The organism is Pseudomonas sp. lyk4-R2A-10 (assembly GCF_030209075.1).
GTDB lineage: Bacteria > Pseudomonadota > Gammaproteobacteria > Pseudomonadales > Pseudomonadaceae > Aquipseudomonas > Aquipseudomonas glycinae.
Genome location: NZ_JARVSR010000008.1, coordinates 114,986 through 133,178, shown reverse-complemented (window position 1 = coordinate 133,178; position 18,193 = coordinate 114,986). Strand labels below are relative to the sequence as shown.

Below are 18,193 nucleotides of genomic sequence, written 5' to 3'. Positions count from 1 at the left end.
GATGAAGGGAAAAATAGATATCCTGATGGTTATCGAAGGCGAGATAGCAACGACTCATTTAATTGAGCACATGCTGTCCGCCTGTCGATCCTATGGTGTTGTCTACCGGAAGAAGTTTCTGTCCGAACTGACGATAGCGGATATTCGCAAAACCACTATTCCACTGTTCGTGCGCAGCGGCGATCCTTCCCTGCGACTGTGGATAGAGAAACTGCAGAACGCCAATCATCCTTACATTTACTACATCGATGACAACTTCTGGAAAATCGAAGGCGACTCACCGATCGCCAAGTATTACCAGCACCCATTGATTCGGCACACACTGGAAATGGCCGTTTCAAGCGCTCACAGAGTACTGACGAATTCTGACTTGCTTGCGGAGTTTTTATTTCAGTTCAATGAAAAGATCGAAATATTGCCTTCGTTCTTCGATTTTTCCTTGTTGCAGCCCACCCGAAAGATCGAGCTTGATGAACTGCGAATAGGTTTTGCCGGCAGCCCTTCGAGGGCTGACGATCTGGATATTATCAAGCCTGTCATATCCCCTCTTCTTCAAGCCTACCCGCAGGTCGTTTTCGAGTTTATCGGTGCTGCCCCAAACGATCTTGAGCTCAACGATCGTATTCGCTGCTTCCCCCACACTGCGGACTATGCGGGCTTCCTGCATTTCAAGCAGGAGCGCCAATGGTCGATAGGCCTCGCGCCGCTCATCGACAATGCATCGAATCGCTGCAAGACCAATAACAAGTACAGGGAATACTCGGCATGCGGCCTGCCCGGTGTCTATTCGGACATGCCGCCCTATCAACGATCAATCGTCCAGGGTGAAACCGGGGTTCTTTCGCCCAATACCTCCGACGCGTGGTATTCGGCGATCAGTCGGTTGATTGAAGACAAGACGCTGCGAGAACGCATCGCAGCAAAAGCCTACGACGATGTTTTCAAAAAACACTCGGTCGCCCACGTGGCGACCATATGGTCCGAGCACTTCGCTCAAGTTCATCAGCACATGAAACGCCGCAAGATCAGTCCGTTGCGAACCAACCGACTCAGATCCTACGTCATGACGCGCTTTCTTCGATTCGAATCGCTTTGGGTACGCGCAGCAACCGTGTATTCCCAAGGCGGAATACGTTTGCTGGTACACAAACTGATCAATCGGATCAAATTCGCCTTCTCACGCAGTGATTCTCTTTAATCAGCCCCTTGATAGCGGCCCCGAATTTATCAGGATGTAAATTATGCGAGTTACAGTTTTCGGCACCGGGTATGTCGGACTCGTCACGGGCGCTTGCCTTGCAGATGTTGGACATGACGTGATGTGTGTCGATGTCGATAACGCGAAAATCGAGAGCTTGAAGCAAGGCATCATCCCGATCTACGAACCGGGACTGGACGCACTGGTGGCACAGAACCAACGCGAGGGCCGCCTGCACTTCACAACCGACGCCAGGCAAGCCGTGGACTTTGGCCAATTGCAAATGATCGCGGTGGGCACCCCGCCCAACGAGGATGGTTCTGCCGACCTGCAGCATGTGCTGGCCGTCGCTCGCACCATCGGCGAGTACATGACCGAGCACAAAGTGATCGTGAACAAGTCGACGGTTCCGGTAGGCACTGCCGACAAAGTCAGCCGGACCGTCGACGCGATCCTGCAGGCCAGAGACGCCGGGCTCGACTTCGATGTCTGTTCCAATCCCGAGTTTCTCAAGGAAGGCTCGGCCATCGAGGACTTTGCCAAAGGTGCCCGTATTATCGTCGGGACCGAATCCGAAACGGTCAAAGCAATCATGCGCGAGTGCTACGCACCTTATAGCCGCAACCACGACAAATTGATTTTCATGGATGTGCGCGCCGCCGAACTGACGAAGTATGCGGCCAATGCGATGCTGGCGACCAAGATCAGCTTCATGAACGAAATCGCACAGATGGCAGAGCGGCTGGGGGCCGATATCGAACAGGTCCGGCTGGGTATCGGCTCCGATCCACGTATCGGTTTCCAGTTCATTTACCCCGGTTGTGGATACGGCGGCTCATGCTTCCCGAAAGACGTTCAGGCGCTCGCCCGCACGGCTCAGGAAATCGGCTATGAGGCGCAACTGTTGAACGCCGTCGAGGCCGTCAACAACCGCCAGAAGAACGTGATGTTCGAGAAGCTGTCCCTCGCCTTCGATCACGACCTGAAGAACAAGACCATCGCTGTCTGGGGCTTGTCTTTCAAACCCAACACTGACGACATGCGCGCAGCGCCCAGTCGCAATCTGATCGAAGCAATCTGGGCGGCAGGTGGAAAAGTCCAGGCATTCGACCCGGCCGCCATGAGCGAGGCCACGCGCATTTACGGAGCACGCGACGATCTGCAACTGACAGCCAATCGTGAAATGGCACTGGAAGGCGCCGATGCCCTGGTAATTTGCACAGAATGGAAACAATTTCGCACTGTCGACTTCAAGAAGCTGAAAACCTGCCTTAATTACCCGGTACTGGTCGACGGGCGTAACCTGTTTGACCCTGCCGCGGCCAAGGAGGCAGGGTTCATGTACTACGCAATCGGTCGTGCTGACTCGCTCATGCCCGTTCTGCAACCTTAAGGAGCTGTCCCATGAAGATACTCGTGACTGGCGCAGCCGGTTTCATCGGCTTTCATGTCAGCCAGGCGCTGCTTGCCCGCGGCGATGAAGTCGTTGGCATCGATAATCTGAACGACTATTACGAAGTGGCTCTCAAGGATGCTCGCCTCGCGCAATTGACGCCGCAGGAGGGCTTCCGGTTTATCCGCATGGATATCGGCGACCGGACTGCGATGGCGGAACTGTTCGAGACAGAAGGCTTTGAAAAAGTTGTCCATCTCGCGGCGCAAGCCGGCGTGCGGTACTCGCTGGAGAATCCTCACGCGTATGCAGACAGCAACCTTACAGGCTTCTTGAACGTTCTCGAGGGCTGTCGACAAACTCACGTCAAACACTTGGTATATGCCTCGTCCAGTTCAGTGTATGGCGCTAACGAGAGCATGCCCTTCGCCGTGCAAGACAACGTTGACCATCCCGTCTCGCTGTATGCCGCCACGAAGAAAGCCAACGAACTGATGGCGCACTCGTACAGTCATCTCTATCGGTTGCCGACTACCGGATTGCGCTTTTTCACGGTCTACGGCCCTTGGGGCCGGCCGGACATGTCGCCGTTCCTGTTCGTGCGGGCAATCCTTGAAGGCAAACCGCTGAAGGTTTTCAATTACGGAAAGCATCGCCGAGACTTCACGTACATCGACGACATCGTCGACGGCGTCATACGGGTCCTGGACCATGTGGCTGCACCGAACGCTCAATGGTCAGGACTCAAGCCGGATCCGGCCTCCAGTGCGGCGCCCTGGAGGCTTTACAACATTGGCAACAGTCAACCGGTCGAATTGCTGGACTACATCAAGCACATCGAACAAGCGCTCGGCAAAACCACTCATAAAGAGCTTCTGCCGTTGCAGCCGGGCGATGTCGAACACACCTATGCCGATGTCGAGCAGTTGAAGATCGATACCGGGTATGCACCCGACACGCCGATTGAAAGCGGGATACAGCGCTTTGTGAACTGGTACAAGGACTTCTACAACATCAGCTGATGCTCTTATCGTTCAGCCATCAAAAGACGCCGGATATTGTGATCCGGCGTTTTTTTTGTCGAATTCCAGGCACAAAAAAGGGCGACCGAAGTCGCCCTTTTTAATGATCAGACAGAACTCAGTTCTGTTTGGCCATTGCTTGACGCAGCAGTGCCGCCATGGTGGTGTCAGCTGCTTCACCTTCCGGAGCTGCTTTCAGGCTCTGGATGGCTTCTTTCTCTTCAGCGTCGTCTTTCGACTTGATGGAGAGGCTGATCTGACGGCTCTTACGATCAACGCTGATGATCTTGGCTTCTACTTCCTGGCCTTCTTTCAGAGCGTTGCGCGCGTCTTCAACGCGGTCACGGCTGATTTCGGAGGCTTTCAGAGTCGCTTCGATATCGTCGGCCAGAACGATGATGGCGCCTTTGGCGTCAACTTCTTTCACAGTGCCCTTAACGATTGCGCCTTTGTCGTTAACCGAGACGTACTCGGAGAACGGATCGCTTTCCAGTTGCTTGATACCCAGGGAGATACGCTCGCGCTCCGGGTCAACCGACAGGATAACGGTGTCCAGCTCGTCGCCCTTCTTGAAACGACGTACGGCTTCTTCGCCCACTTCGTTCCAGGAGATGTCGGACAGGTGAACCAGACCGTCGATGCCGCCGTCCAGACCAATGAAGATACCGAAATCGGTGATCGACTTGATGGTACCGGAGATCTTGTCGCCCTTGTTGAACTGGCCAGAGAAGTCTTCCCATGGGTTCGACTTGCACTGCTTGATGCCCAGGGAGATACGACGACGCTCTTCGTCGATGTCCAGAACCATGACTTCCACTTCGTCGCCGACTTGTACGACTTTCGAAGGGTGGATGTTCTTGTTGGTCCAGTCCATTTCCGAAACGTGTACCAGACCTTCAACGCCTTCTTCCAGCTCAGCGAAGCAGCCGTAGTCGGTCAGGTTGGTTACACGAGCGGTAACGCGAGTGCCTTCTGGGTAACGGGCTTTGATAGCAACCCATGGATCTTCGCCCAGTTGCTTCAGGCCCAGGGAAACACGGTTGCGTTCGCGATCGTATTTCAGAACCTTGACGTCGATTTCGTCACCAACGTTGACGATCTCGGAAGGATGCTTGATGCGCTTCCAGGCCATGTCGGTGATGTGCAGCAGGCCGTCCACGCCACCCAGATCGACGAATGCGCCGTAATCGGTGAGGTTTTTGACGATACCTTTGACTTGCTGGCCTTCCTGCAGGGATTCCAGCAGAGCTTCACGCTCGGCGGAGTTCTCGGCTTCCAGGACGCTGCGACGGGAAACGACAACGTTGTTGCGCTTCTGGTCCAGTTTGATGACCTTGAATTCCAGCTCTTTGCCTTCCAGGTGCGTGGTGTCGCGCACTGGACGGACGTCAACCAGGGAACCTGGCAGGAACGCACGGATGCCGTTAACGTCGACAGTGAAGCCGCCTTTAACCTTACCGTTGATAACGCCCTTGACCACTTCCTCAGCTGCGAAGGCTGCTTCCAGAACGATCCAGCATTCAGCGCGCTTGGCTTTTTCACGGGACAGCTTGGTTTCACCGAAACCGTCTTCAACCGAGTCCAGAGCAACGTGAACTTCGTCACCGACGTTGATGTTCAGTTCGCCAGCGTCGTTGTAGAACTGCTCCAGAGGGATCAGTGCTTCGGACTTCAGGCCAGCGTGAACGGTTACCCAGCGAGCCTGGTAATCGATATCAACGATAACACCGGTGATGATGGAGCCTGCCTGAAGGTTCAGGGTCTTTAGGCTTTCTTCAAAGAGTTCCGCAAAGCTTTCGCTCATTTTAATTCCTGTTGATTAGGGCGAAAAATACGCCCATCTCCACATCCCAGACAATGTGGGTTAGTTTCATTTAAAAGAAGCGCCACAGGACTATGACTGGTCCCCTGCGGCCTTCTTGGTCACCCGGCGATATCGCGAATGGCGATCTCGCTCATGATGCGTTCAAGCACCTGATCGATGGACAACTCCGTGGAATCCAGCTGTATGGCGTCAGCCGCCGGCTTGAGCGGGGCCACCGCTCGCTGGGTATCACGCTCGTCGCGCGCACGGATCTCATCTAGCAGACTCGACAGACTAACACCCTCGACTTTGCCCTTCAACTGCAAATATCGACGGCGCGCCCTCTCCTCGGCACTGGCGGTCAGGAAAATCTTCAGGGGGGCATTCGGAAATACTACCGTACCCATGTCGCGACCATCGGCCACCAGGCCAGGGGCTTCCTGAAAAGCACGCTGGCGCTGCAACAGCGCTTCGCGTACAGCCGGCAATGCCGCCACCTGAGAAGCGCCGGAACCGACGCTTTCAGTGCGGATGACATCGCTGACTTCGTCACCTTCCAGAATGATGCGTTGCAACTGACCGTCGGTCGCCGCGATGAACTGCACATCCAGATGAGCGGCCAGTTTCTTCAGCAACTCTTCATTGGTCAGGTCGACACCATGGTTGTGCGCCGCGAACGCCAGCAGGCGATACAACGCACCGGAGTCCAGCAGGTTCCAGCCAAGACGCTTGGCCAGAATCCCGGCTACGGTGCCTTTGCCCGAGCCGCTTGGCCCGTCGATGGTGATGACCGGTGCAATGTTGTTCACGACTGAGCCTCTTGCGCCACACGAATGCCGACCTGCGCGCAGAGCGCCAGGAAGTTCGGGAACGATGTCGCGACGTTGGCGCAGTCATGGATGCGGATCGGTGCCGTGGCGCGCAGCGAGGCCACGCTGAAAGCCATCGCGATACGGTGATCGCCATGACCATGCACTTCGCCGCCGCCGATCTGGCCGCCGTCGATGATGATGCCGTCCGGGGTCGGTTCGCACTTGACGCCCAGCGCCAGCAGACCGTCCGCCATGACCTGGATACGGTCAGACTCCTTGACCCGCAGCTCTTCGGCGCCGGTCAGCACGGTGCGCCCTTCAGCACAGGCCGCGGCCACGAACAGCACCGGGAATTCGTCGATGGCCAGTGGAACCAGCGCTTCCGGAATCTCGATACCCTTGAGTTTAGCTGCTCGCACACGCAGGTCGGCAACCGGCTCGCCACCCACTTCACGCTGGTTTTCCAGAGTGATGTCGGCGCCCATCAGACGCAGGATGTCGATCACGCCGGTGCGGGTCGGGTTGATGCCGACGTGCTCGAGCACCAGCTCCGAGCCTTCAGCGATCGATGCGGCCACCAGGAAGAACGCCGACGACGAGATGTCGCCAGGCACTTCGATGTGGGTCGCGGTCAGCTTGCCACCAGACTCAACCGATGCCGTGGCACCGTTGACGCTCACCGGATAGCCAAAGCCGCGCAGCATACGCTCGGTGTGATCACGGGTCGGTGCCGGCTCGGTCACGGTGGTCTTGCCTTCGGCGTACAGACCCGCCAGCAGCAGGCAGGATTTAACCTGAGCACTGGCCATCGGCATGGTGTAGGTCAGGCCTTTAAGCTTGTGACCGCCACGAATGGTCATCGGTGGACGACCCTCGGCAGCGGTTTCGATCACGGCGCCCATTTCCCGCAGCGGGTTGGCGACGCGATTCATCGGGCGCTTGGACAACGAAGCGTCACCGGTCAGGGTGCTGTCGAAATCCTGCGCGGCCAGCAGGCCGGACAGCAGGCGCATCGAAGTGCCGGAGTTGCCCAGATAGATCGGGCCCGGCGCAGGCTTCAGGCCATGCAGGCCGACACCGTGGATGGTCACGCGGCCGTGATGCGGGCCTTCGATGACCACGCCCATGTCGCGGAACGCCTGCAAGGTCGCCAGGGCGTCTTCGCCCTCGAGGAAGCCTTCGACTTCGGTGACGCCTTCAGCCAGGGAACCGAGCATGATCGAACGGTGGGAAATCGATTTGTCACCCGGTACGCGAATCCGACCGGACAGGCGGCCACCAGGTTGAGCCAGGAAAATCAGATCGTTGGAATTCATAGCGTCCACATAGGCCCTGCGGGCCAGGATTTTACTGAAATGCTCGCGGGCAACCCGGGCGCGCGTGAAGACGCCCAACAATTGGTGCCCATCCCCTGCATCGACCGCGTCGCGCAAGGCGTCGAGGTCGCTGCGAAATGTATCGAGTGTGCGCAGGACAGCCTCGCGGTTGGCGAGAAAGATGTCATGCCACATGACCGGGTCGCTTCCGGCGATTCTTGTGAAATCACGGAAACCGCCCGCAGCGTAACGGAAGATCTCAAGGTTTTCATTGCGCTTGGCCAGTGAATCGACCAGACCGAAGGCCAGCAGGTGCGGCAGATGACTGGTCGCGGCCAGCACTTCATCGTGACGTTCGACCTGCATGTGCTCGACGTCGGCGCCCAGCTCACGCCACAAGCGATCGACCACGGCCAGGGCGGCCGGATCGGTCTGCTCCAACGGGGTCAGAATCACTTTATGACGACGGAACAGCTCTGAGTTGGAAGCTTCCACCCCGCTCTGCTCGGAGCCGGCAATCGGATGGCCCGGCACGAAACGCGCCGGCATGCCGCCGAACGCTTCGGTCGCCGCACGCACCACATTGCCCTTGGCGCTGCCGACATCCGTCAGGATCGCCTGCCCCAGATCCATGCCGGCCAGACGGGCCAGCACTTTTTCCATGGCCAGGATCGGCACCGCCAACTGGATCACGTCCGCGCCCCGGCAAGCCGCCACCAGGTCGTCTTCGCAACGATCCACCACGCCCAACTCGACCGCCAGCTTGCGCGATTGCGGGTCGAGATCGACCCCGACCACTTCGCGACAGACGCCGCTTTCACGCAAGCCTTTGGCAAACGAACCACCGATCAACCCCAGACCAACCACCACCAGGCGCCCGATCATAGGTGCAGCAGATTGCAGCGCAGTGACATCACCCACGAGCCAGAACCTTGCGCAGCGCTTCGAGGAAGCGGCTGTTTTCCGCCGGCAGACCGATGGTCACCCGCAGATGGTTCGGCATGCCGTAGTTGGCCACCGGACGCACAATCACGCCTTCACGCAGCAGGCCCTGGAACACCGGAGCCGCCACCTGACCAAGGTCGACGCAGATAAAGTTGCCCTTGGACGGAATCCAGCTCAGACCCAGCTCGCGAAAACCCGCCTCCAGCTGTTGCATGCCGGATTCGTTGAGCTGGCGGCTCTGCGCCAGATATTCCTCGTCTTTCAACGCCGCACACGCCGCGGCCAAGGCCAGGCTGTTGACGTTGAACGGCTGGCGTACACGGTTCAGCACGTCCGCCACCACCGGGGTGGACAAGCCGTAACCGACGCGCAGCGCCGCCAGACCGTAGGCCTTGGAGAACGTGCGCGAGACCAGCAGGTTCGGATAAGCCGCGAGGAAATCCAGACCGTCCGGCAGATCGCTGCCTTCGGCGTATTCGATGTAGGCCTCGTCCAGCACTACCAGCACATGCTCCGGCACGTCCTGCAGAAACTCGTCCAGCGCTTCGGCGCCGAACCAGGTGCCGGTCGGGTTGTTCGGGTTGGCGATGAACACGACACGGGTGTTCGCATCGATGGCCGCCAGCATCGCCGGCAGGTCATGCCCCCAATCCTTGGCCGGAACGACTTTGGCCTGCGCACCGACCGCCTGGGTCGCGATCGGGTAAACCGCGAACGCGTGCTCGCTGAACACCGCATTCAGGCCCGGCGCCAGATAGGCGCGCGCCACCAGTTCAAGAATGTCGTTGGAACCGTTGCCCAAAGTCACTTGGTTCAGCTCGACACGGCACTGCTCGGCCAGCAGGGATTTCAGGGCAAAGCCGTTGCCGTCCGGATAACGGGTCAGCTCATCCAGCGCCTCGCGGATCGCGGCCAGCGCTTTCGGGCTGGCGCCCAACGGGTTTTCGTTGCTCGCCAGCTTGACGATGCTTGCCGGATCCAGGTCCAGTTCGCGGGCCAGTTCGTCCACAGGCTTGCCCGGCACGTATGGCGAAAGTTGCTGCACGCCCGGCTGTGCCAGAGCGAGGAAGTTGCCACTCATTGCTACCACCCCTTAAAGAACTGCTTTCGGGTAGGAACCCAGCACCTTGAGTGCTACTGCTTCCTGACTGATCTTTTCCAGTACACCCTTGATCAGCGGATCACGGTGATGGCCCACGAAGTCGATGAAAAACACGTAGGTCCATTTGCCGCTGCGCGACGGACGGGTTTCGATCCGGGTCAGGTCGATCCCGTTGTCATGGAACGGCACCAGCAGCTCGTGGAGAGCGCCGGGCTTGTTGCTCATGGACACGATGATCGAAGTCTTGTCATCGCCGGTCGGCGGCACTTCCTGATTACCGATCATCAGGAAGCGCGTGGAGTTGTCCGGGCGATCCTCGATCTTCTCGGCCAGACGGGTCAGGCCATAGAGCCCGGCCGCCATGTCACCGGCGATCGCCGCCGAGTTCCATTCGCCCTTGACCCGCTTGGCCGCCTCGGCGTTGCTGGAAACCGCCACGCGCTCGACATTCGGATAATGGGCGTCCAGCCATTTGCGGCACTGGGCCAGCGACTGGGCGTGGGAATAGATACGGCTGATGCTGTCGGTCTTGGTGTTTTCACCGACCAGCAGGTGGTGGTGAATGCGCAGCTCGACTTCGCCGCAGATCACCATGTCGTGCTCGAGGAAGCTGTCGAGGGTGTGGTTGACCGCGCCTTCGGTGGAGTTCTCCACCGGCACCACGCCAAAGTTCACCGCACCGGCCGCCACTTCACGGAACACTTCGTCGATCGCCGCCATCGGCTTGCTGATCACCGCGTGACCGAAGTGCTTCATGGCCGCCGCCTGGGTGAAGGTGCCTTCCGGACCGAGATAAGCCACTTTCAGCGGGTTCTCGAGGGCCAGGCACGAAGACATGATTTCGCGGAACAAGCGCGCCATCTCTTCGTTGCCCAGTGGTCCCTTGTTGCGCTCCATCACGCGCTTAAGGACCTGCGCCTCACGCTCGGGACGATAGAACACGGGCTGCTCGCCTTCGGCCAGACTGGCCATCTTGACCCGGGCAACTTCTTCGGCGCAGCGCGCGCGATCGCTGATCAGCTGGAGGATCTTCTCATCCAGGTTATCGATGCGAACGCGCAGCGCCTTGAGCTCCTGCTCGGACATCAGGAATGCTCCTTCTCGAATTCAGCCATGTAGCCGACCAGCGCTTCGACGGCGTCCAGACCCAGGGCGTTGTAGATCGAGGCACGCATGCCGCCGACCGAACGATGACCCTTGAGGTTGAGCAGGCCACGGGCGTCGGCGCCGGCCAGGAACGCCTTGTCCAGACGCTCGTCAGCCAGGCGGAACGGCACGTTCATCCACGAACGGGCGTTGACGCTGATCGGGTTGGTATAGAAGTCGCTGTTGTCGATGAAGGCGTACAGGCGATCTTTCTTCGCCTTGTTGCGCTGCTCCATCGCGGCGACGCCGCCCTGCTCCTTGAGCCATTCGAAGACGAGACCCGAGAGGTACCAGGAATAGGTGGCCGGGGTGTTGTACATCGAACCGTTATCGGCCGAGATCTTGTAGTCGAGCATGGTCGGGCACGAACTGCGGGCGCGGCCCAGCAGGTCTTCACGGACGATCACTACCACCAGACCGCTCGGGCCGATGTTCTTTTGCGCGCCGGCGTAGATCAGGCCGTACTGCGACACATCGATCGGACGCGAGAGGATATCGGAGGACATGTCGACCACCAGCGGAACGTCACCGGCCTCGGGAACCCAGTCGAACTGCAGGCCGCCGATGGTTTCGTTGGATGCGTAGTGCAGATAGGCCGCACCCGGGGTCAGCTTCCACTCGTTCTGGCCAGGGATGGCCAGGTAGTCATAAGGCTTGGCGCTGGCAGCAACGTTGATGTTGCCGAAGCGACGCGCTTCCTCGATGGCTTTCTTCGACCAGATGCCGGTTTCGACATAGTCGGCAGTGCCGTTCTCAGGCAGCAGGTTCAGCGGAATCTCGGCGAACTGTTGGCTCGCACCGCCCTGCAGGAACAGCACTTTGTAATTGGAGGGGATGGACAGCAGGTCGCGCAGGTCTTGTTCGGCCTTCTCGGCGATGGCCACGTAGTCATCACTGCGATGGCTCATTTCCATGACCGACAGACCCTTGCCGTGCCAGTCGAGCATCTCGGACTGGGCACGCAACAGGACAGCTTCAGGCAGCGCAGCGGGACCTGCGCAGAAGTTAAAGGCTCGTTTGCTCACATCCACTCTCGCTATGCAATCACGGTAGCGGACAGAGCAAACACTCTGCCCTGCTACGATTTGGTTAGTCTTGCGACTCTTCTTCGTCTGCGGCGTCCGCCTGCAGGTTGTCGACCGCATCGTCCGGCTCGGCGCCGATCACGCCATCTTCCAGTTCGACACCTTCTTCACCTTCAAGCTCTTCACCCTCGACTTCCGACGGCTCCTGAACCCGCTCCAGACCAACCAGGGTTTCATCCTTGGCCAGTTTGATCAGGGTCACGCCCTGGGTATTACGACCCAGACTGGAGACTTCGTCGACACGGGTACGCACCAGCGTGCCCTGGTCGGAAATCAGCATGATCTCCTCGCCGTCGAGCACCTGGACCGCACCGACCAGACGGCCGTTACGCTCGTTGCTGACCATGGCGATCACGCCCTGGCCGCCACGCTTGTACTCAGGGAACTCAGTGATCGCGGTACGCTTGCCATAACCACGCTCGGAAGCGGTGAGGATCTGGCTGCCTTCTTCCGGGATCAGCATCGAAATCAACTTCTGCCCTTCCGGCAGACGCATGCCGCGCACACCGCGGGCGGTACGGCCCATGGCACGCACGTCGGATTCCTTGAAGCGGGTCACTTTGCCGCCGTCGGAGAACAGCATTACCTCACGCTCGCCATCGGTGATGGCCGCGGAGATCAACACGTCGCCTTCGTCCAGCTCCAGCGCGATCAGACCGACGCTGCGCTGACGGCTGAAGGATTCCAGCGGGGTCTTCTTCACGGTGCCGTTGGCGGTGGCCATGAAGATGTAGTGACCTTCGGTGTATTCCTCGACCGGCAGCATGGTGGTGATGTATTCACCGTCATCCAGCGGCAGCAGGTTGACCAGCGGACGACCACGGGCGGCGCGGGACGCCTCCGGAATTTCGTAGGTTTTCAGCCAGTACACCTTGCCCTTGCTGGAGAACAGCAGCAGCGTGGTATGGCTGTTGGCGACCAGCAGGTGAGCGATGTAGTCCTCATCCTTCACGCCGGTAGCCGATTTGCCTTTACCGCCACGACGCTGGGCCTGGTACGCAGCCAGCGGCTGGGTCTTGGCATAACCGCCGTGGGAAATGGTCACGACGCGCTCTTCTTCCGGGATCATGTCGCCCAGGGTCAGGTCGAGACGGGCATCGAGAATTTCGGTGCGGCGCACGTCGCCGTATTCGGCGCGGATCACTTCCAGCTCTTCGCGGATCACTTCCATCAGGCGCACGGCGCTGTTGAGGATGCGGATCAGCTCGCCGATCTGATTGAGGATCTCTTGATACTCGGCCAGCAGCTTTTCGTGTTCCAGACCGGTCAGGCGGTGCAGACGCAGTTCCAGAATGGCTTGCGCCTGCTCTGGCGACAGGAAGTACTTGCCGTCGCGCAGACCGTATTGCGGATCGAGGTTTTCTGGACGGCAAGAATCGGCACCGGCACGCTCCACCATCGCGACCACGGCAGTGGATTCCCACGGCGTGCTGACCAGCGCTTCCTTGGCTTCCGACGGCGTCGGCGAAGCCTTGATCAGAGCGATGACCGGGTCGATGTTCGACAGGGCAACGGCCTGACCTTCGAGGATGTGACCACGCTCGCGCGCCTTGCGCAGTTCGAACACGGTACGGCGGGTAACCACTTCGCGACGGTGACGGACGAAGGCTTCCAGCAGGTCCTTGAGGTTCAGGATCCGCGGACGGCCGTCGATCAGCGCAACGATGTTGATGCCGAATACCGATTGCAGCTGGGTCTGGGCGTAGAGGTTGTTGAGGATCACCTCAGGCACTTCGCCGCGACGCAGTTCGATCACGACGCGCATACCGTCCTTGTCGGACTCGTCGCGCAGTTCGGTGATGCCTTCGAGTTTCTTCTCTTTTACCAGCTCGGCGATCTTCTCGATCAGACGCGCCTTGTTCAGCTGGTAAGGGAGTTCGGTGATGACGATCTGCTGACGGCCACCGACCTTGTCGATGTCTTCGATGATCGAGCGGGCGCGCATGTAAATGCGGCCACGGCCGGTGCGGTAGGCTTCGATGATGCCAGCGCGACCGTTGATGATCGCGGCAGTCGGGAAGTCCGGACCGGGAATGTATTGCATCAGCTCATCGACGGTCAGCTCGGGGTTGTCGATGAGGGCCAGGCAACCGTCGATGACTTCACCAAGGTTGTGCGGCGGAATGTTGGTCGCCATGCCCACGGCGATACCGCTGGAACCGTTGACCAGCAGGTTCGGTACGCGGGTCGGCATGACCGCCGGGATCAGTTCGGTGCCGTCGTAGTTCGGCACCCAGTCCACGGTTTCCTTGTGCAGGTCGGCCAGCAGCTCGTGCGCCAGCTTGGTCATGCGCACTTCGGTGTATCGCATGGCCGCGGCATTGTCGCCGTCCACCGAACCGAAGTTGCCCTGGCCGTCGACCAGCAGGTAACGCAGGGAGAAAGGCTGCGCCATGCGGACGATGGTGTCGTACACCGCGGTATCACCGTGCGGGTGATACTTACCGATCACGTCACCGACGACACGGGCAGATTTCTTGTACGGCTTGTTGAAGTCGTTGCCCAGCTCGCTCATCGCGAACAGCACGCGACGGTGCACGGGCTTCAAGCCATCGCGCGCATCCGGCAGTGCACGGCCGACGATCACGCTCATCGCGTAGTCGAGATAGGACTGTTTCAGCTCGTCTTCGATATTGACCGGGAGGATTTCTTTGGCCAGTTCGCCCATGAGAAGCCTGATTCCTTTTTCTGGTGAAACTTCGCCATATCCATAGGGGACGCACGAAGCTCGTCGATGCAGGCCGAGTGCCATGCGCCGACTTACGACAAATCGACAAGTTGACCCTGGATTTGCGCAGTGAAGACAACCCCGTGGGACTGCCTCGGAAAACGCCGGATGTTATCACAAGAGCCGCCACGCACCTATCCCCCAGATGCGCATGGAGCATAGTTAGATGACCGATGACAGGCTTAACGGGGACGAGAGAGGCTCAGAGCTTCCCTGAATGCAAATTTCGGGACGAAATTGCGGATGTTTATTGACTTTCAAGGCCTCTTCGCGAGCAGGCTTACTCTCACAAGGTTCTGTAACGATCACAAAACCTGTGGGAGCGAGCCTGCTCGCGAAGAAGACAACGTAGACATCAAACCAATCAATGCAAGCGCTTGCGGCACATCAACTGCGCCATTTTCGCGGTGTCCGGGCGCTCGACGATGCCTTTTTCGGTGACGATCGCATCGATCAGATCCGCCGGGGTCACGTCAAACACCGGGTTGAACGCCTCAACGTCAGCCCCGACACGCTTGCCGCCAACCTCCAGCAACTCGGCGCCGTCGCGCTCTTCGATCGGGATGTCGTCACCGCTGGCCAGATTCATGTCGATGGTCGAGCTCGGTGCCACCACCATGAAACGCACGCCGTGGTGCATGGCGTTGACCGCCAGTTGATAGGTGCCGATCTTGTTCGCCACGTCACCGTTGGCGGTAATCCGGTCGGCGCCGACGATCACCCAGGTCACCCCTTTGGTTTTCATGATGTGCGCAGCGGCGGAGTCAGCGTTCAGGGTCACCGGAATGCCTTCGTTGGCCAGCTCCCACGCGGTCAGCCGCGAGCCTTGCAGCCACGGCCGGGTTTCGTCGGCGTAGACACGCTCGACCATGCCCTCGATGAACGCTGCGCGAATCACCCCGAGTGCCGTGCCGAAACCGCCAGTGGCCAGGGCGCCGGTGTTGCAGTGAGTCAGAATCGCCTGGGCATTGCCCTGATGCTTGCGGATCAGGTCGACACCGAGCTGGGCCATGGTCAGGTTGGCTTCACGATCGCTTTCATGAATCGCAATGGCTTCGGCTTCCAGCGCCGCCAGCGGATCGGCGTTTTCCTTCAAGCGGTCCAGCCGGTCGTGCATGCGGTTCAACGCCCAGAACAGGTTGACCGCTGTCGGACGGGAATCGGCCAGCAACATGAAATCCTCTTCCAGCGCCGCATACCAGTCGCCACCTTCGGCAATCCGGGCACGGGCCGCCAGCACGATGCCGTAGGCGGCACTGATGCCGATGGCCGGTGCACCGCGCACCACCATCGAACGAATCGCTTCGGCCACGCCGGCGGCGCTGGTGTAGGCGATCCAGTTTTCCTCGAACGGCAAAACGCGCTGATCCAGCAGGTGGAGCGCGCCATCACGCCAATCGATGGCCTTTACTTTCTCCGCAGCCAACAGTCGATCGCGCATCCCTCACCCCGCACTCATGAACAAAAGCCGCCGATTATAGCGATCCCCCCGCGAAGACGCTCGGGTATACTTCGCCATCCTTTACAAAAGCACTGGAACCGACCCTCGATGCCGAAACCTGCCATTGCGCTCGACTTATTATTGCTGCCGACCTGGCTGGTACCCGTCGAACCCGCAGGCGTTGTGCTCAAGGAGCATGGCCTGGGCATCCGCGACGGTCGCATCGTGTTTATCGGCCCGCGTGCCGAAGCGCTGAAGTGTAACGCCGCCGAAGTCCGCGAACTGCCGGACGTCCTGCTCAGCCCCGGCCTGATCAACGCCCACGGCCATGCCGCGATGACCCTGTTCCGTGGCCTGGCCGACGATCTGCCGCTGATGACCTGGCTGGAAAACCACATCTGGCCGGCCGAGGGCAAATGGGTCGATGAAGATTTTGTGCGTGACGGCACCGACCTGGCCATCGCCGAGCAGATAAAAGGTGGCATCACCTGTTTCTCGGACATGTACTTCTTCCCGAAGGTTGCCAGCGAGCGCGTGCACAACAGCGGAATCCGCGCGCAGATCGCGATTCCGATCCTCGATTTCCCGATTCCGGGTGCCGCCAGCGCCGATGAAGCCATTCGTCAGGGCGTCGAACTGTTCGGCGACCTGAAGCATCACGAACGCATCAAGATCACCTTCGGCCCTCATGCACCCTACACCGTAGGCGACGAGAACCTGGAAAAAATCCGCGTGATCGCCGAAGAACTGGACGCCTCGATCCACATGCACGTCCACGAAACCGCTTTCGAAGTACAGCAAGCGGTCGAACAGCGCGGCGAACGCCCGCTTGCCCGCCTCGGTCGTCTCGGCCTGCTCGGCCCGCGCTTCCAGGCCGTGCACATGACCCAGATCAGCGATGACGACCTGGTGTTGCTGGTAGAAAGCAACACCAGCGTGATCCATTGCCCGGAGTCGAACCTGAAGCTGGCCAGCGGCTTCTGCCCGGTGGAGCGCCTGTGGCAGGCCGGGGTCAACGTCGCGGTCGGCACCGATGGCGCCGCGAGCAACAATGACCTGGATCTGCTGGGCGAAACCCGCACCGCCGCCCTGCTGGCCAAAGCCGTCGCCGGCTCGGCCACCGCGCTGGACGCCCACCGGGCACTGCGCATGGCCACGCTCAATGGCGCGCGAGCCTTGGGAATCGAAGCCGAGACCGGCTCGCTGGAGCTCGGCAAGGCCGCAGACATTGTCGCCTTCGACTTGTCCGGTCTGGCGCAACAACCGGTCTATGACCCGGTCTCGCAGCTTATATACGCCACCGGTCGCGACTGCGTGAAACACCTGTGGGTCGCCGGCAAGCAGTTGCTCGACGACCGCCGCCTGACCCGACTGGACGAACAACAGCTCGGCGAAACCGCCCGGGCCTGGGGCCGACGCATCAGCGGCCACACCGAATCGTAAACACCCCGGGGCAAACTCCGGGGCTACAGCCTTTTTCAAGTTTTAGAGGATTGAATCATGAGCAACGTCGACCACGCCGAAATCGCCAAATTCGAAGCCCTGGCCCATCGCTGGTGGGACCGCGAAAGCGAGTTCAAACCGCTGCACGACATCAACCCGCTGCGGGTCAACTGGATTGACGAGCGCGTAAATCTGGCCGGCAAAAAGGTTCTCGACGTCGGTTGCGGCGGCGGCATTCTCAGCGAAGCCATGGCCCAGCGCGGCGCGACCGTGACCGGTATCGACATGGGCGAAGCGCCACTGGCGGTCGCGCAACTGCACCAACTGGAATCCGGGGTGAACGTCGAGTACCGCCAGATCACCGCCGAAGCCCTGGCCGAAGAAATGCCCGAGCAGTTCGACGTCGTCACCTGCCTGGAAATGCTCGAACACGTGCCGGACCCGTCCTCGGTGATCCGTGCCTGCTTCCGCATGGTCAAGCCCGGCGGCCAGGTGTTCTTCTCCACCATCAACCGCAATCCGAAGGCGTACCTGTTCGCCATCGTCGGCGCCGAATACATCATGAAGCTGCTGCCGCGCGGCACCCACGACTTCAAGAAATTCATCCGCCCGTCCGAGCTCGGCGCCTGGAGCCGTATGGCCGGCCTGACCGTCAAGGACATCATCGGCCTGACTTACAACCCGCTGACCAAGCACTACAAGCTGGCGGCGGACGTTGACGTCAACTACATGATCCAGACCCTGCGCGAGGAGTAAGC

Annotated in this window: 13 protein-coding genes; 5 read left to right on the top strand and 8 right to left on the bottom strand. The window is 59.7% G+C overall.

Going from position 1 to position 18,193, the window contains the following annotated elements; all coding sequences use genetic code 11:
* The first annotated feature begins 25 nt into the window (after positions 1-25).
* The 3 genes from QRN46_RS12115 to QRN46_RS12105 are packed head-to-tail and all read left to right on the top strand — an operon-like array spanning position 26 to position 3,613.
* A complete protein-coding gene (locus tag QRN46_RS12115; protein ID WP_181457891.1) occupies positions 26-1,198 on the top strand; it encodes a glycosyltransferase in 1,173 nt (390 codons plus the stop codon).
* Positions 1,199-1,241: 43 nt separating this feature from the next.
* A complete protein-coding gene (locus QRN46_RS12110; RefSeq protein ID WP_011335366.1) occupies positions 1,242-2,591 on the top strand; it encodes a UDP-glucose dehydrogenase family protein in 1,350 nt (449 codons plus the stop codon).
* Positions 2,592-2,602: 11 nt separating this feature from the next.
* Entirely contained in the window at positions 2,603-3,613 is a 1,011-nt protein-coding gene (locus QRN46_RS12105; protein ID WP_011335367.1) for an NAD-dependent epimerase, read from the top strand.
* Between the two features lie 118 nt (positions 3,614-3,731).
* On the opposite strand, the gene rpsA is transcribed toward QRN46_RS12105, so the two are convergent.
* From rpsA to mtnA, 8 genes are all read right to left on the bottom strand, one after another.
* On the bottom strand, positions 3,732-5,417 hold the full coding sequence (rpsA, locus tag QRN46_RS12100) for a 30S ribosomal protein S1 (RefSeq protein ID WP_011335368.1): 1,686 nt from the start codon (positions 5,415-5,417) through the stop codon (positions 3,732-3,734).
* Positions 5,418-5,536: 119 nt separating this feature from the next.
* Entirely contained in the window at positions 5,537-6,226 is a 690-nt protein-coding gene (gene cmk / locus QRN46_RS12095; protein ID WP_011335369.1) for a (d)CMP kinase, read from the bottom strand.
* Positions 6,223-8,430: a bifunctional prephenate dehydrogenase/3-phosphoshikimate 1-carboxyvinyltransferase gene (locus QRN46_RS12090; RefSeq protein ID WP_011335370.1), complete on the bottom strand. Its 2,208-nt coding sequence runs from the start codon at positions 8,428-8,430 to the stop codon at positions 6,223-6,225. The genes cmk and QRN46_RS12090 overlap by 4 nt, the downstream gene beginning before the upstream one ends.
* 28 nt (positions 8,431-8,458) lie before the next feature.
* Entirely contained in the window at positions 8,459-9,571 is a 1,113-nt protein-coding gene (hisC, locus tag QRN46_RS12085; protein WP_007950914.1) for a histidinol-phosphate transaminase, read from the bottom strand.
* Positions 9,572-9,583: 12 nt separating this feature from the next.
* Positions 9,584-10,678 carry a prephenate dehydratase gene (gene pheA, locus QRN46_RS12080; protein ID WP_007950913.1) on the bottom strand — a complete coding sequence of 365 codons (1,095 nt, stop codon included), beginning with the start codon at positions 10,676-10,678 and terminating at the stop codon, positions 9,584-9,586.
* Complete coding sequence (gene serC / locus QRN46_RS12075) at positions 10,678-11,763, bottom strand: 3-phosphoserine/phosphohydroxythreonine transaminase (protein ID WP_041475390.1); 1,086 nt, start codon at positions 11,761-11,763, stop codon at positions 10,678-10,680. Before serC ends, pheA begins: the two co-directional genes overlap by 1 nt.
* 64 nt (positions 11,764-11,827) lie before the next feature.
* Complete coding sequence (gene gyrA, locus QRN46_RS12070) at positions 11,828-14,491, bottom strand: DNA gyrase subunit A (protein WP_011335373.1); 2,664 nt, start codon at positions 14,489-14,491, stop codon at positions 11,828-11,830.
* Between the two features lie 424 nt (positions 14,492-14,915).
* Positions 14,916-15,992: an S-methyl-5-thioribose-1-phosphate isomerase gene (gene mtnA / locus QRN46_RS12065; RefSeq protein ID WP_011335374.1), complete on the bottom strand. Its 1,077-nt coding sequence runs from the start codon at positions 15,990-15,992 to the stop codon at positions 14,916-14,918.
* A 108-nt stretch (positions 15,993-16,100) separates the two neighbouring features.
* Between mtnA and QRN46_RS12060 the strand changes: the two genes are divergently transcribed.
* Together QRN46_RS12060 and ubiG are read left to right on the top strand one after the other, a co-directional pair.
* On the top strand, positions 16,101-17,435 hold the full coding sequence (locus QRN46_RS12060; protein ID WP_285354847.1) for a TRZ/ATZ family hydrolase: 1,335 nt from the start codon (positions 16,101-16,103) through the stop codon (positions 17,433-17,435).
* Positions 17,436-17,492: 57 nt separating this feature from the next.
* Entirely contained in the window at positions 17,493-18,191 is a 699-nt protein-coding gene (gene ubiG / locus QRN46_RS12055) for a bifunctional 2-polyprenyl-6-hydroxyphenol methylase/3-demethylubiquinol 3-O-methyltransferase UbiG (RefSeq protein ID WP_007950906.1), read from the top strand.
* Positions 18,192-18,193 lie beyond the last annotated feature (2 nt).